Genomic DNA, 13513 nt, shown 5'->3' with positions numbered 1-13513 from the left:
CGCCATAGGCCTTGGCGGCTCGGAAGTCAAAGCGGGGCGCCGTGCTCTGCCGCCCGGTGTTCGGCAAGCAGGGTCTCGATGACGAGCAGCGCGGCCTGATGGGCGGTGCCATCGTCCGTGTCCGGCTTGTCGAGTGCCAGCAATGCCTTCCACAGCGCCCAGCCACGGGCGCGGGCAAAGGTTGCCGCATCAAGGCCGAGGCGGCTGCGGAACAGCGCGCGGCTTTCGCCGGCAAAGAAGGTCCAGGTCATCATCAGATCGCAGGCGGGGTCTCCCGCGCCCATGCAGCCGAAATCGATGACGGCGACAAGTTTTTCGTCGCGCAGCAGAAGATTGCCGGCCGATATATCGCCATGCACGAAGACAGGTGCAGTCTGCCAGCGGGAGGAGAGGGCCGCCTGCCAGAGTGCTGCGGCCGATGCCCGGTCATAGCGTCCCGCGGCGCGCGTCAGGCAGGCCTGCGTTTCGCTGTCATAGACCGAAAGATCGCCGCCGCGGAAGAAATTGTGCGGCCCGGCCGGCGGCGCATCCGCCACCGGCACCCGGTGCAGCGCCAGCAGCCAGTCGGCAAGGTCGGCGGCAAGCGCGATGCGGTCCACGGCGGACGAGGCCGCCGCGCTCTCGCCGGGAATGAAGCTCTGGATGACCCAGGGGAAGGGATAGTCTCCGCCCGGCCGGCCGATCGCCACCGGCACGGGAAGCTCGTGCGCGACGCTTTGTGGCAGGTGAGCGGCGATATGCGGCAGCCAGCGCGCCTCCTTTTCGCCCTGCGCGGCATAGCGGATGGCGGTCGGCATGCGGATCTTCATCGCATCGCCCAGACGGAAGGTGCAATTGTCCCAGCCGTTGACGTCGACCGGGCGAACGGGAAGCGCTGCCCATTGCGGAAACTGTGCCGCCACCAGCGCCGCCGCCGTTTCCTGGGACACGGCCCGCCGGTCATCGGCGGTGCATGCCTTGCCCTGATCGGCCGTGTCCTTGCCCGCTGCGCCTGTGTCCGCCATGATCTTGCCCTCGTGATACCCGTCCGTCGCGGTTGCCATAGCCGCTGCTGCCGGCAGTTTGATGACGGACCGGGCAGCGCCTGCCGCCCTGCGGAATGGCGGGCAAGCCGCGGGCGGCGCTCAGGTGGCGGGCGGCGCAAACCAGTCCAGGCAGCCGGCGGGCAGCAGGCCATTGCCCAGCAGCAGCGCGCCATGGCGGTAGAGCACGCCGCGATCGGCGCCTTCCGGCAGGTCCACGGCCCAGACGGTGTCCTGTGCATTGCTCCACAACAGCCGGGCGCCGCTCGCCTGCAGGCCGGCGGCGGCCATGCCGGGCGAGGTGCCGGGGCGAAGCAGCATCAGCGTGGCGCCGGAGGCGGAGTCGGGAGACCGTGCGGCGATCGGCGCGGCAAGCAGGGCGAGCATTGCCAGAAATGCCGCCCCGCGCCGGCTGCCTGCCGCCGGCGGCGCGGGTCCCCGCAGAAGCCGCCAGCCGACCAGCGCCGGCAGCAGGCCGAACAGCAGCAGCCAGCCAAGATCCCAGGCAAGAGGATTGTCCACGCCCATGCGGATGCGGTGGAGGCCGAACAGCCAGTGGGAGAAAAGCGCATCGACGGCATGCCAGCTGCCGAAGCCGAGCAGGGACTGGGCGATCAGCCGCCGGTCGCCGCCCGCAGTTGCAAGCCGCTGACGATGGCGCCACAGACCCCACAGCCCAAGACCGGTGATGAGATACATCGCCAGGTGAAACAGCCCGTCCCACAGGATCAGCAGCCGCAGGTCGCCGCGCACGGCGTCGACGGCGGACAGCAGGTGGTGCCATTGCAGGATCTGATGCAGCAGGATTCCGTCGAAGAAACCGCCGAGCCCGAAGCCGATCAGATAGCCCGCCGCGCCCGTGCCTTTGCCGCCCGCGTCATTGCCGTGCGGCGTCCGCCTTGCCATCGCCTGCATTCGCTTCACCCTCCGTCCCGTGCCGGAATTGTGGTTCGGCCGACGCCGCCTCGTGCCGGCTGCGATCGCGTTCCGTGCGCGGCAAACGGAGGGGAGGGCGGAAGGTTGCAGGCGGGGCTACCAGCGGGCGGAAGGTTTCTGCATCTCGCGCCGCCGCTTGCTGCGATGCGCGCCATCCTGAAAGCCCGGCGGCTTGCGGGAAACCCAGGCCACGAATTTTGCCATGTCGGGATGGGCGAGCAGCGCCTCGACGGTGGAATAGTCCGTCTCCAGTTCGGCCTCGGAGAAGAGAGCATGGATCTGCTTGTGGCAGATGCGGTGCAACGCCTCTGTCACCCGGCCGCCCCGGCTCTTCGGCACCAGATGATGCAGGTCGCGCTGATCCTCCGGGATCTCGCGTCCGCACAGGGGACAGATCTCCGCCTCCGGCGGATGATACCATTGCGCGACCTTTTCCCGATGCTTGCGTGCCATGCCCGTTCCGGTGTGGATCCTTCCTGCAGAGATAGGATTGCGGCGGCGGCGGGGGAAGGGGGCACCGGCGCCGCCGGCTTCTGCCCTCACTCCGCCAAAAGCCGTGCGCCGGCACCGCTCTCGCCCAGCCGGTCGGCGGCGTTGCGCAGCGGGCACTGGTCAAGCGACAGGCAGCCGCAGCCGATGCAGCCGGTCAGGTCGTCGCGCAGGCGGGTGAGCTGGCGGATGCGCTCGTTGAGCAGGTCGCGCCAGCCGGCCGACAGTCTCGCCCAGTCCTTTGCCGTCGGCGTTCGGGCCTCGGGAAGCCGGGCAAAGGCCTGTTCGATCTCCTTCAGGCTCAGCCCTGCCGCCTGTGCGACGCGGATCACCGCGATGCGGCGCAGCACGTCGCGGCCGTAGCGCCGGTGGCCGCTCGGCGCGCGCTGGCTGCGGATCAGCCCTTGCGCCTCGTAGAAATGCAGGGCGGAGACGGCAACGCCAGCACGGCGGGCGACCTCGCCCACCGAAAGCTCGCGCCGCACGGCACGTTCCGCCGATTTCGCCTTGACCTCAACCATTCTTGAGGTTCTACAGGCTCTGTCCGGTCGTGAAAAGATCAAAAGGATCGGATGGGAACATGGATCAGATGACGAGTGGTTCGAAACAGGTGGCAACGGCCGGGCCTGCCGCGGCAAAGCCGGCGACGGGCGGCGTGCCGGGGGATGTGGTGTCGCGCGCGGCGGTTGCCGAGGTGCCTGCGGCAGATGCGGCCACCGGCTGGCGCGCGCTGCTTTCGGCACCCTATGGCCTGCGGCTGATGGCGGTTTCGGCGGGCATCGGCCTGCATGCCTTCAATGAGGTGGCGATTGCCCCGGTGCTGCCGCTTGCCATGGAGGCGCTCGGCGGCCTGGCGCTGCTGCCTTTCATCTATGCCGCCTTCTTCACGCTGGTGATTGCCGGCGGCTTGTCGGCCGCGCCGCTGCGCCGCCGGTTCGGGGCGCGCCGGGCGCTGATGCTGGCCGGGCTTCTTTACTGCATCGGCATCCTTCTGCAGGTCTCGGCCCCGTCCGCCCTGCTGCTGCTGTTCGGCCGCGCCGTGCAGGGGCTGGCGGATGGCTGGATCGTGGCGCTTTGCTACACGCTGATTGCCGATCTGTTTCCCTCGCGTCTGGTGCCGCGCGTCTTTTCCACCGAAGCCGTGGTCTGGGCCATGGCGGCGATCCTCGGCCCTTTTGCTGGCGGACTGGTGGTGCAGCATTTCGGCTGGCGTCCGGCGCTGTCGGTCAGTCTCCCGCTTCTGGCGCTGTTCTTCCTCGCCATGCCGTTTGCGTTGCCGCGGGAAGGGCGGGCAAAGACACCGCTCGTGCCGCATCGCCTGCTGCCGCCACGGCTGTTCGGCTTCTCCTCCACCGTCGGGCGCGGCAGCTGGCTGCTGTTGCTGATGACGGGCGGCCAGTGCGTGTCCACCGTGTTCCTCGCCTATACGCTGCATCACCGCCTGCAGCTGTCGCCCGTCGAGGTGGGGCTGGTGCTGATCACGCTGTCGCTCAGCTGGAGCGTGGCCGCCTTCCCGATCGGCGGCATCCGCACGGCGGAACGGCGGCAGGCCATCCTGCGCATCGGCCCGCTGTCGCAGGTGCTGGGAGCAGCCCTGGTGGCGAACGGGCTCTATTTCGGCTTGCTGCCACTGGTTCTGGCGGGGCAGGTGCTGAATGGCGCGGCCTTTGCCATGGTGTTCGGCAGCGCCAGCCAGGCGATCATCGAGGATGCCGATCCCGAGCACCGCATGACGACGAGCGCCCTGCTACCGTCCGTGGAAACCGGCGGCTATGTGATCGGCGCCAGCTTTCTCGGCGGCGTCGGCCCGCTGTTCAACCTGCCGGCACGGCTGGCGGCAGAGCCGCCGGCACCGCGGATCTTTGCCCTGTGGGGCGTCACCATGCTGATGGCGGCGCTCTCCCTTGTCGCGGCGCGCGGCGTGCGGCTGAAGCCGCCGGGCGCCTGACACGCATCCGGGGCGTCTCGTCTCAGGCGCCGCCCACCAGCGCGAAATAGGCGCCCTGCGGGTCGGTGGCCTGCACGATCTGGCTGCCGCCCGGCACCTCCTGCGGGCCGAACACCACGGTGCCGCCGCCGGCCCTGATCCGCTCGATGGCCGCGCCGATCGAGGGCACGGTGATGTAATAGGACCAGCAGGCCACCGGCACGCTTTGCGGCCGCGTCATCATGCCGCCGATCTGCCGGCCGTGATGGGCAAAGATCAGATAATCGCCCATGTCCCCCATCGGCATGGCCTGGTCCAGCGTCCATCCGAACAGCTTTTCGTAGAAGGCGAACGCCTCGCGCCCGTCATTGGCGTAAAGCTCGTTCCAGCCGAAGGTGCCGGGGCTGCCGGGGGCAGCCATCGGCGGCGGATTGTCCATCGAAACGGGCGTCATGATGCACAGAACCGCGCCATGCGGATCGGCCACCACCGCCATGCGGCCGACGCACGGCACGTCGAAGGGCTCCTTGCGGATCGATCCGCCCTCGGCCACCACCTGGCGCACCGTCTCCTCCACGTCGTCTACGCCGACATAGCCCGTCCAGTTCGGCGGGATCTGGCCCTCCATTTCCGGCGGCAGGATCATGTAACCCGCAACCCCGCAATCCGCGTCACCGGCCCGGGTGTCGAAAATGCCGTAATCTTCGCCCTCCATGCCGGGCATCGGCATGGTCTTCGTCGTCCAGCCGGTCACGGCGGTGTAGAAGGCGGCGGCCTTGTCCATGTCGGTGGTCATCAGCTCGCACCAGATGAAGGTGCCGTGGGTGGGAGAGGGCATGGGCGATCCTTTTGCGATGGTTCCGGTGAGATGCGGGGCGAACGCCCGCCGGGCAATGCGTTCAGGCAAGGCGCCGGTAATCGGCGCGCATGAAGGTGTGCCAGCCACCATCCGGCTGGCCGGCGCTGGAGGTGAAGATGCGGGTGTCCTCGCCGGTGAAGATGATCTGTTCGCGATACGCCTGTGTGACGGTCGGATCGGAAAAGCTCGGGCCTGTCGTGTAGAGGCTGAGCGTCGAGCCGTCCTCGGAGAGGTCTCCGTCATAGACCCACATGTGCTCCATCATCGTGCCGATCCAGCTGCCGAGATAACGGCCGGTCGCGCCGTTATGGCCAAGTGTCAGCAGCGTGGTGGCAGGCGCGCCGTTCGGCATGTTGCCGCGGCCTTCCGCCACGAACCAGATGCCGGACAGCGAGCGCACCTCCTCGATCCAGTCGCCGCCGTCGCTCATGTCGGCGGCCGAAACCCGCCAGCGGCCGACGAGCCTTTGCAGGAAGGCGTGCTCGGCACGCGGTTGCGGCATGGGCATGTCCATGGGCTTTTCCCTCCGGTTGGTGCGTCATGTCTCAGGGGCGGGCTCAGTGGCAGCAGCCATTGGCCTTCGGCTGATCCTCGTATTCGTCGTGGCGGCGGATGAAATCCATGGTCCCGCTTTCATTGCGCCCGAGCGGCGCCTGATCGAGGATCATCATCGTGGCCAGCATCTCCTCGCCGCCGCGGGCATAGGAGGAATAGGTGTGGAAGATCTGGTTCTGCCCGTCCTTGAAGAAGGCGGATTGACCGGGCAGCTCGTCATGCGCCTTGGCGCTCGGCGTGTCGCGGAAATTGTAGAAGACGGAGCCCTCCGCCAGCTGTTCACGCGTGAAGGAGACGCCGAAATCGAAGTTGAAATCGCTGCCGAAGGAGGAGACCCAGGGAAAGCGCCAGCCCATGCGGCGCCTGTAGGCCTCGATCTTGTCGAGCGGTGCGCGTGACACGCAGACGAGTGTCACATCGTGATGATTGAGATGCGGCAGCGTGCCATCCAGATGGTCGGCGAGGAAGGAGCAGCCGGGGCAGCCGGCCTCCCAGTCCGGGCCGAACATGAAATGGTAGACAATCAGCTGGCTGCGGCCGTCAAACAGCTCGGACAGCGATTGTTCGCCTGATGGCGTGTGGAAGCGATAGTCCTTCTCCACCTTCACCCAGGGCAGGGCCAGCCGCTCGCGGTTCACCTGATCGCGCAGCCGTGTCATTTCCTTTTCCCTGACGAGCAGCGCCTGGCGGGCTGCAAGCCATTCCTCCCGCGAGACCACGGCATGCTCCATCGCATTCCCGACCATCTTCATCCTCCCGATGGCGTTGATCTTGACAATTACGTTGATATCAACGTATATAAGGCATGTCAAATGAAAATGTGATTCCCTTTTCGGTTACGCTGGAGGTGCGCGATACCTGCCTGTGCCTGCATGTGCAGCGCGCGGCCCGCGCGCTGGCGCGCCGCTTCGATATGGCGCTGAGGCCGCTCGGCCTGACCAATGGCCAGTTTTCCCTGCTGATGTCGCTGAACCGGCCGCAGCCCGCCACGATGGGCTCGGTCGCGCAGCTGCTCGACATGGATCGCACCACGCTGACGGCGGCGCTGAAGCCGCTGCAGCGGCGCGGCCTTCTGGAAAGCGTGGCCGACCCGAAGGATGCCCGCAGCCGCCTGCTGAAGCTGACGCCGGAGGGCGCGGCGCTTCTTGCGCGCGCCGTGCCGGTCTGGCGCGACACCCATGCCGCAGTCGACGACCTGCTCGGAGAGGGTGGTCCCCAGCGCCTCAGGGCCGATCTGGGGTCGATCCGCTGATGTCGAACCGCGCCGCAAGGCGCGGGTCGGCGGCAAAATCCGCCAGCGAAAAACCCAGCCTGTGGCGTGGAAAATCGCACAGCGCCTGCACATGCCCGGCCGAGAGATGGATGCGCCAGCTCTGGCGTTCCGTCGGTTCGCGTTGCGCAAAGCCGCGCGCGTTGAGAAGCGCGATGTTCATGCCGCGTGCGGGGTCGCGGATCGAGCGATAGAGAATGGCGTCGATCGAGGCTGTTCGCGCCGTCTCGGCCAGCGCCTGGCAGGCCGCGTAATCCGTCGGATGCTCAAAGGCCTCGCGATTGCGCGACAGCGGCGGGCGGGTGAGATCGAGGCCGCGCTCGGTTGCGATGCTGACGGCAAAGGCGGTGTAATCCGCCGGGTTGGCGGGAAGGGCTGTGGCGGGCGATTCCGTGAAGAACAGCAGCCGGTAGAAGGCCATTTCGGCAACCGCGGTGGCCACGCTGGCCGCGGCATAGAAGACGCCCGGCGTTCTGCCGGCCCGGCGAAAGCGGGAGCCATGCGGATAGGCTGCGCCATAGCGGAAGGGGGTGGCGAGCAGATAATCCAGCCCGCGCGCCTCGGGCGGCAGCTGCGGCTTGGTCTCGTCCAGCAGCGTTTCGAGCAGCGCCTGCTCCTCGCTGGTCTCCACCAGCTTCATGGTTGAAACCTGATGCTGCGCCTCCACCAGCCGCCAGAACGCGCCGCGAACGGGCAGGATCTCAGACGAGAGCGCGTCGGGCGTCCAGATAGGCAAGGACATCGATGAGGCCTGCAATGGTGATGATCTTGTCCAGCGGAATGCCGCCGAGCGCGGTGTTTTCGTTGCGCAGCCAGGCCTTTGCCACCGTCTCGTCACCGCCGGTGATCGCATCGAGCGAGCGGAACAGCCGAATGAACAGGAGCGCGAGTTCGAAACTCTTTTCGCCGGGCGATAGCGTCAGTTCGGCCCGCTTAAGGCGCGAGACGGAGGCTTCGGACAGGCCGAGGATGCCGCCAAGCGCCCGGCCGCTGATGCCGAGCCGCTCCGCCGCCTTCATCACGGCCTTGCTGACCACCGCGCCTTCCGCGGCGGGATCGGCTCGGGAGGGGGAATGCATGTTCATGGACATCATCCTTTCATGCGAAAGAATATAGCATGGAACCCGTCAAATGAAAGGGCCGCTTGCGCGACCCTTTCCGTTTCGTCCCTGTCCGATGGTTCAGGCCACCGAGACCGGAACCTCTGTCGAGGTGCGCATGGCGTGGCTGTAGGGGCACACGATGTGGGCCTTGGCGACCAGATCTTCCGCTTGCGCCTTGTCGAGACCGGGGATGTTGACCAGCAGCGAGACTTCGATGCCGAAGCCGGTGCCGTCATCGCGCGGGCCGATGCCGACGGTTGCGGTGACCGTGGTGTCTTCCGGGATCTTCACCTTGGCCTTGCCGGCAACGTTCTTCAGCGCGCCGAGGAAGCAGGCGGAATAGCCCGCCGCAAACAGCTGTTCGGGGTTGGTGCCGGTGGCGCCATCGCCGCCCAGTTCCTTCGGAACCGTCAGCGTGACGTCGAGAACGCCGTTTTCCGAATGGGCGCGGCCGGCGCGGCCGCCGGTGGCGGATGCCTTGGTGGTGTAGAGAATGGCCATGATCGTCTCCTTGGGTTGAGGTCTTGTTGACGTTTGCGGGTGTCTGCGGCGGCCGAGATCGCATCGGCCTGAATTCCGTATTGCGCAATTAAATTGCGTGCAATACATTTATGCGCATTGAAGTCCGGCGTCAAGCCTGCGACAATGGAAAAACTAGAGCGATGCGCGATGAAGTCAGGACCCGCCATGTCAGACAACGATCAAACCGGCGAAACGATCCGGCTGGACCAGATGCTGTGCTTTGCGCTTTATGGCGCAGCACACGCCTTCTCGCGCGCCTACAAGCCGCTGTTGGAGCCGCTCGGCCTCACCTATCCGCAATATCTGGTGATGATCAGCCTCTGGGAAAGGGATGGCCAGCCGGTGAAGGGGCTCGGCGAGGCGCTGGGCCTCGATTCCGGCACGCTCTCGCCGCTCCTGAAGCGGCTTGAGCAGGCGGGCCTCGTCACCCGCACCCGCGCCCGCAGCGACGAGCGGCAGGTCAACATCACGCTGACGGAGAAGGGCAGGGCGCTCGAGGCGGATGCCGCAAGCGTGACCGCCGCCATTGCCGGCGCCACCGGCTGCGGGCTCGATGAGATCGTCTCGCTACGCGACCGGCTGCAGGATCTGAAGCTCAAGCTGGTCGCGGCGGGGGAGCGGCTGGATTCCGGCCGGCCCTGAGCCGCGGCACCTTGCATGTGGCCGAGGCGAAGGATATCCCCGATCTGGCAGCCATGGCTGCCTATGCCTTTTGCATGACCTGATCGTTTCCATCTGGGGATATTTTGCCGATGCTTCGCAATCTCTACGCCTGGACCATGGCGCTTGCCGCGCGCAAGGCTGCCGCCTGGTGGCTGGCCGTCATCGCCTTCGTGGAAAGCTCCTTCTTCCTCGTGCCGGCCGATGTGCTGTTCATTCCCATGGTGCTGGCGCGTCCGCGCCGCGCCTATCTCTATGCGGCGATTGCCACCACGGCCTCGGTCATCGGCGGCATCCTCGGCTGGGCCATCGGCCATTATGCCTTCGAGGCGGTGGCAAGGCCGGTGCTGGCCTTCTACGGCAAGCTCGACACCTTCGACAGCCTTGCCGCTTCCGTCGACTGGAAGACGATCCTGCTTCTGCTCGTCACCTCCGGCCTTGCCCATCTGCCGCCGATCAAGGTGGTGACGATCCTGTCCGGCGTCGCCAACTTCAATCTCGGCCTGTTCATCCTGTCGGCCATCATCGCCCGCGGCGCCCGCTTCTTCGCGCTGGCATGGCTGCTCAACACCTATGGCGAGGACATGCGCCATTTCATCGAGAAGCGCCTGAAGCTGATCACCGCCCTGGCCGCCACCGCGCTGATCGGCGTCTATGCGGTCTACATGCTGCGCCACTGAAGGTTGAGACCCGCCAGAGGGACGCTGCTGGCGGGTGCGTAGCCGATCAAGTCAATCCCAGTGCGGCGGGCGCAGGTGGCCGGGGTTGACGATGCGGCCATCGGGCTTGGCCAGCGCGTGGATCGCCTGCATCTCGTCCGCCGACAGCGCAAAGTCGAACACGTCGAAGTTTTCCTTCAGGCGGCTTTCGGTGGCCGTCTTCGACAGTGCGATCACGCCGTCCTGCTGCACGGCCCAGCGCAGCACCACCTGGGCGGCGGTCTTGCCGTGGCGGGCGGCAATGTCCTGCAGCACCGGATCCTTCGGCACCCTGCCATCGGCCATCAGGTAATAGGCCGTCAGCGAAATGCCCTTGGCGCGGGCGGCATCCAGCAGCTTCGACTGGTCGAGATAAGGGTGGTACTCCACCTGGTTGGTGGCGATCGGCGCGTCCGAGAGGCTCGCCGCCTCGTTCATCATCGCGATGTTGAAGTTGGAAATGCCGATATGCTTCACCTTGCCGGCCGTCTTCACGGCGTTGAGGCTTTCCATGCGTTCGGCCAAAGGCACGTCACTTTGCGGCCAGTGCAGCAGCAGTAGATCGACGTGATCGGTCTTCAGCTTCCTGAGGCTCTCATCGACGGAGGCGGAGAAATCCCTGGCCGCGAACCTGTCGACCCAGACCTTGGTGGTGAGGAAGATCTCGTCACGCGGCACGCCGCAATCGGCGATCACCTGACCCACCTCGGCCTCGTTGCCATAGATCTGTGCGGTGTCGATGTGGCGGAAGCCGAGTTCGATCGCCTTCGGCAGCACACGCAGGATGTCCTCGCCGGGCATGCGGAAGGTGCCGAAACCGAGGGCGGGAATGTTGGCGCCATTGGCGCTGACTGTATGCATGATCTCTCCTTGCGGATGGGGTTTTCGGATGGGTGGCGGTCAGGGCCGCCGGAAAGGGAAACCCCGTCTACATGGGTTCCCGATGGGGCAGGTCAAGCGCGGCCGTCGGCTGCGGTCGCCTCCTGCCGGGGGCGCGCTCTGTGTGCAGCGGCATTCCCCGGATGTTCATCCGGTGGGGACGGCTCCTGCTCTTCGCCTCAGGCCACGCCGGCAGCCACCGTATAGACCAGATAGAGGGCGCCAAGCGACACGAAGCCGGCCAGCACGGTCAGCAGGCCGTCGCGCGCCATCAGGGAAAGACCGAACAGGGCAATGGCGCCGGTCGGCGCGCTGCTGGCAAACGGAACCAGTTCCAGCGGCGGCACCGTGAGGCACAGAGCAATGCAGAGGCCCGCCGCCACCTGTCGCCAGGGCGCGTGCGTCAGCCAGGTCAGGCGCTGCCGCAGCAGGCGGTCGATGAAGCGGGCCACCGGCATCAGTCTGTCCATCGCGCTCTTCAGGCGGTCGCCGTCGATCTGCCGGCGCTCGATGAAGCGGGGCAGCCACAGGTGCCGGCGCCCCACGAGGATCTGCACGGCAAACAGGCTGATGATCAGGGCCAGCGCCGTCGGCACGCCCGGAATGCCGCCGATGGGGCTGAGTTCGATCAGTGCCGGTACCAGCAGGAAGGGGCCGAAGGAACGTTCGCCGATGGTGGCGCGAATATCGGCGACGCTCACCGCCCGGCGCTCCTCGCCGAGGTCTGCGATCGCCTGCAGTACCTCGCGCACCCCCTCCGGTGCCTTGCCATCCCTGTCGGTATCCGTCCGCGTATCGTTCATGGGTCTTGCCCGCCAGAAGGTTGCTTCGGTGTCAGCGTGAGGGAAACAGCCGCCGGCCGAACCGGTTGCGCAGAAAGCGCGATGTCCGGTAGCCGACACCGGCCGGCCGTTCGGGATCGACCAGATCGGATTCGGCCACCAGTTCGTCATCCAGCCGCATGGGGCGCCGCTCCACCGGCCTGAGGCCCCGCCCGGCCGGGCGCGACAGGGCGGCGATCGCCTCCAGCAGCGAGCCGCCGGAAGTCCCGATGGCGGCCGTCACGGCTTCGGTCTCGACGCCCAGATGTTCGGCCAGCAGATCGTCGCGCCGGCGGCGGATGCTCTCGCGCACCGCCGCATCCTCCTCCTGCGCCTCCAGGATCACGTCGCTTTCGGTGTCGTAGCCCATCGAGCGGTTGTTGAGATTGGCGGAGCCGAGTTTCAGGATGCGGTCGTCGGCGATCATGATCTTGGCATGCACATAGATTGCCGTCCCGTGAGCATTGACGGGATAGAAGATGCGGAAACGGTCGAAGCGGTCGGCGGCCTTGACGCGCTCGATCATCCGTGCGCGGGCGGTGTCCATCGTCTTTTCCTCCAGCCATCCGCTGGCGCTCATCGGATTGATGATGACGATCTCCGGCCCGTCCGGTTCGGCAAGGCGCCGGGACATGGCATCCGCGATGCGGCGCGAGGCAAAGTACTGGCTCTCGATGTAGAGGCTTTTGCGCGCCGAGGCGATGATGGCGAGCGTCGCCGTCTCGCTCTCCACCACCTCGCGGCGGTCGCGGTAGCGCGGCGAGGTGCGGGCAATGCCGATCGGCACATTCCGGAGATCCGGCTCCAGGGCCTCGGGCCAGGCATCGGTCCTGCTGTCGACCGGGCGCAGTTCCTCCCCGGTCGCCATGCGCCAGCGGTCGCGGGCAAGATCGCCCAGTGCCCGGGCCGCCGGGCCGGACACGCAGGTGGTGGCATCGTGCCAGGGCGGTTCGGCAAGGCCGAAGGGCGAGCGGCGCAGCGGGTGATGCTCGCGGTGCTCGCGCGTGTCCCAGCGGCCGACCGTCATGTCGATCCCGCCGCAGAAGGCGATGGCATCGTCGATGACGAGAAGCTTCATGTGGTGGGCGGCCAGCGGCGGATGCGCCCGGTCGAGCTTCAGGTGGATCTGGCGGGACAGCATCCAGCGCAGCATGTGGATCGGCGTCTCGCCGCGCGTCATCGAACTGAGCAGCCCCAGATCCCACTTGAGGATATGGATCTGCAGCTCAGGGGTCTGCCGCGCCAGATGTTCCAGGAAGCGGCCCAGCCGGTCGGGCCCGTCATGCTCCGACTCCTGCGGGGTCAGACGGATGCGGGTGTCAAAATCCCAACCGATCAGGATGATGGAGCGGCGCGCCTTGCGCATGGCCTGCCGGGCGCACAGGAAGAAGCCTGCGGCATCCACGATCACCGAAAAGCGCTCCGCCTCGGCCAAGCGCCAGCAGGTCTCTCCCTCCGCCAATATGGATCTCATGCCTTCTTCCGTTGCCGCGACCAGACCCCACAAGACGCCGGGCGCGGCCGGTTTGTTCCGGAAAATGTGATCGTCATCGAATTTGTGCCGCATAGCCGTGCCAGAACGGCAGGAAGAGAGAGTATGAGGGCCGATGCGAATTTCCTGGTGTTTGGTGTGGATCGCGATTCTGATTGCCATCGTGCTGAGCATTCCGCTCATCGACCGGAATGCCTTCGAAGACCGCACGCGCGGTCCGGAAACCGGAGAAACCTCGCCGCTGCTGCCGCCACCGTCGCCGCGTCCCTGAGGGCGCGCG

18 protein-coding genes are annotated in these 13513 nt (G+C 66.8%); 5 read left to right on the top strand and 13 right to left on the bottom strand.

The window, feature by feature from the left end; genetic code table 11:
* Window positions 1-26 precede the first annotated feature (26 nt).
* The 4 genes from KLP42_RS02190 to soxR all read right to left on the bottom strand — a co-directional run bounded on the left by KLP42_RS02190 (window position 27) and on the right by soxR (window position 2968).
* On the bottom strand, window positions 27-1043 hold the full coding sequence (locus KLP42_RS02190; protein ID WP_252192696.1) for an aminoglycoside phosphotransferase family protein: 1017 nt from the start codon (window positions 1041-1043) through the stop codon (window positions 27-29).
* Window positions 1044-1124: 81 nt separating this feature from the next.
* The gene (locus tag KLP42_RS02185; RefSeq protein ID WP_215564400.1) at window positions 1125-1928 is read right to left on the bottom strand and encodes a DUF2243 domain-containing protein; all 804 of its coding nucleotides are present in this window, start codon (window positions 1926-1928) and stop codon (window positions 1125-1127) included.
* 126 nt (window positions 1929-2054) lie between these two features.
* The gene (locus KLP42_RS02180) at window positions 2055-2411 is read right to left on the bottom strand and encodes an HNH endonuclease signature motif containing protein (protein WP_215564399.1); all 357 of its coding nucleotides are present in this window, start codon (window positions 2409-2411) and stop codon (window positions 2055-2057) included.
* A gap of 86 nt (window positions 2412-2497) precedes the next feature.
* Window positions 2498-2968: a redox-sensitive transcriptional activator SoxR gene (gene soxR, locus KLP42_RS02175; protein WP_215564398.1), complete on the bottom strand. Its 471-nt coding sequence runs from the start codon at window positions 2966-2968 to the stop codon at window positions 2498-2500.
* Between the two features lie 59 nt (window positions 2969-3027).
* On the opposite strand from soxR, the gene KLP42_RS02170 reads away from it, so the two are divergent.
* Entirely contained in the window at window positions 3028-4395 is a 1368-nt protein-coding gene (locus KLP42_RS02170; protein WP_215564395.1) for an MFS transporter, read from the top strand.
* A 22-nt stretch (window positions 4396-4417) separates the two neighbouring features.
* Here the strand turns inward: KLP42_RS02170 and KLP42_RS02165 are convergent, their stop codons facing one another.
* The 3 genes from KLP42_RS02165 to KLP42_RS02155 form a co-directional block, all read right to left on the bottom strand.
* Window positions 4418-5212: a VOC family protein gene (locus tag KLP42_RS02165; RefSeq protein ID WP_215564393.1), complete on the bottom strand. Its 795-nt coding sequence runs from the start codon at window positions 5210-5212 to the stop codon at window positions 4418-4420.
* Between the two features lie 61 nt (window positions 5213-5273).
* Window positions 5274-5741: a DUF1579 domain-containing protein gene (locus KLP42_RS02160; protein ID WP_215564811.1), complete on the bottom strand. Its 468-nt coding sequence runs from the start codon at window positions 5739-5741 to the stop codon at window positions 5274-5276.
* Between the two features lie 49 nt (window positions 5742-5790).
* Window positions 5791-6519, bottom strand: coding sequence for a DUF899 domain-containing protein (locus KLP42_RS02155; protein ID WP_215564810.1), 729 nt, complete (start codon window positions 6517-6519; stop codon window positions 5791-5793).
* Window positions 6520-6593: 74 nt separating this feature from the next.
* Between KLP42_RS02155 and KLP42_RS02150 the strand changes: the two genes are divergently transcribed.
* Window positions 6594-7040 (top strand): MarR family winged helix-turn-helix transcriptional regulator, encoded by a 447-nt coding sequence (locus KLP42_RS02150; RefSeq protein WP_215564391.1) that lies wholly within the window; start codon window positions 6594-6596, stop codon window positions 7038-7040.
* Here the strand turns inward: KLP42_RS02150 and KLP42_RS02145 are convergent.
* The 3 genes from KLP42_RS02145 to KLP42_RS02135 form a co-directional block, all read right to left on the bottom strand.
* On the bottom strand, window positions 7012-7800 hold the full coding sequence (locus KLP42_RS02145; RefSeq protein ID WP_215564389.1) for an RES family NAD+ phosphorylase: 789 nt from the start codon (window positions 7798-7800) through the stop codon (window positions 7012-7014). The genes KLP42_RS02150 and KLP42_RS02145 overlap by 29 nt on opposite strands.
* Complete coding sequence (locus tag KLP42_RS02140) at window positions 7760-8143, bottom strand: MbcA/ParS/Xre antitoxin family protein (RefSeq protein WP_215564387.1); 384 nt, start codon at window positions 8141-8143, stop codon at window positions 7760-7762. The genes KLP42_RS02145 and KLP42_RS02140 overlap by 41 nt, the downstream gene beginning before the upstream one ends.
* A gap of 96 nt (window positions 8144-8239) precedes the next feature.
* A complete protein-coding gene (locus KLP42_RS02135) occupies window positions 8240-8662 on the bottom strand; it encodes an organic hydroperoxide resistance protein (protein ID WP_215564385.1) in 423 nt (140 codons plus the stop codon).
* A gap of 186 nt (window positions 8663-8848) precedes the next feature.
* Between KLP42_RS02135 and KLP42_RS02130 the strand changes: the two genes are divergently transcribed.
* Together KLP42_RS02130 and KLP42_RS02125 are read left to right on the top strand one after the other, a co-directional pair.
* A complete protein-coding gene (locus KLP42_RS02130; protein WP_215564383.1) occupies window positions 8849-9325 on the top strand; it encodes a MarR family winged helix-turn-helix transcriptional regulator in 477 nt (158 codons plus the stop codon).
* 110 nt (window positions 9326-9435) lie between these two features.
* Complete coding sequence (locus KLP42_RS02125; protein ID WP_215564381.1) at window positions 9436-10023, top strand: YqaA family protein; 588 nt, start codon at window positions 9436-9438, stop codon at window positions 10021-10023.
* Between the two features lie 51 nt (window positions 10024-10074).
* Here KLP42_RS02125 and KLP42_RS02120 read toward each other — a convergent pair whose 3' ends face one another.
* The 3 genes from KLP42_RS02120 to KLP42_RS02110 all read right to left on the bottom strand — a co-directional run bounded on the left by KLP42_RS02120 (window position 10075) and on the right by KLP42_RS02110 (window position 13215).
* Window positions 10075-10902, bottom strand: a complete 828-nt coding sequence (locus KLP42_RS02120) for an aldo/keto reductase (protein WP_215564379.1) — start codon at window positions 10900-10902, stop codon at window positions 10075-10077.
* A gap of 197 nt (window positions 10903-11099) precedes the next feature.
* Window positions 11100-11723 (bottom strand): exopolysaccharide biosynthesis protein, encoded by a 624-nt coding sequence (locus KLP42_RS02115; RefSeq protein ID WP_215564377.1) that lies wholly within the window; start codon window positions 11721-11723, stop codon window positions 11100-11102.
* A 31-nt stretch (window positions 11724-11754) separates the two neighbouring features.
* A complete protein-coding gene (locus KLP42_RS02110; protein WP_215564375.1) occupies window positions 11755-13215 on the bottom strand; it encodes a phospholipase D-like domain-containing protein in 1461 nt (486 codons plus the stop codon).
* A 133-nt stretch (window positions 13216-13348) separates the two neighbouring features.
* Between KLP42_RS02110 and KLP42_RS02105 the strand changes: the two genes are divergently transcribed.
* Window positions 13349-13504, top strand: coding sequence for a hypothetical protein (locus tag KLP42_RS02105; RefSeq protein ID WP_215564373.1), 156 nt, complete (start codon window positions 13349-13351; stop codon window positions 13502-13504).
* Window positions 13505-13513 lie beyond the last annotated feature (9 nt).

The organism is Rhizobium sp. CSW-27, assembly GCF_018760785.1.
GTDB lineage: Bacteria > Pseudomonadota > Alphaproteobacteria > Rhizobiales > Rhizobiaceae > Neorhizobium.
Note: the sequence above shows the minus strand (reverse complement) of the source record. Positions and strands in the feature narration are given on the sequence as shown.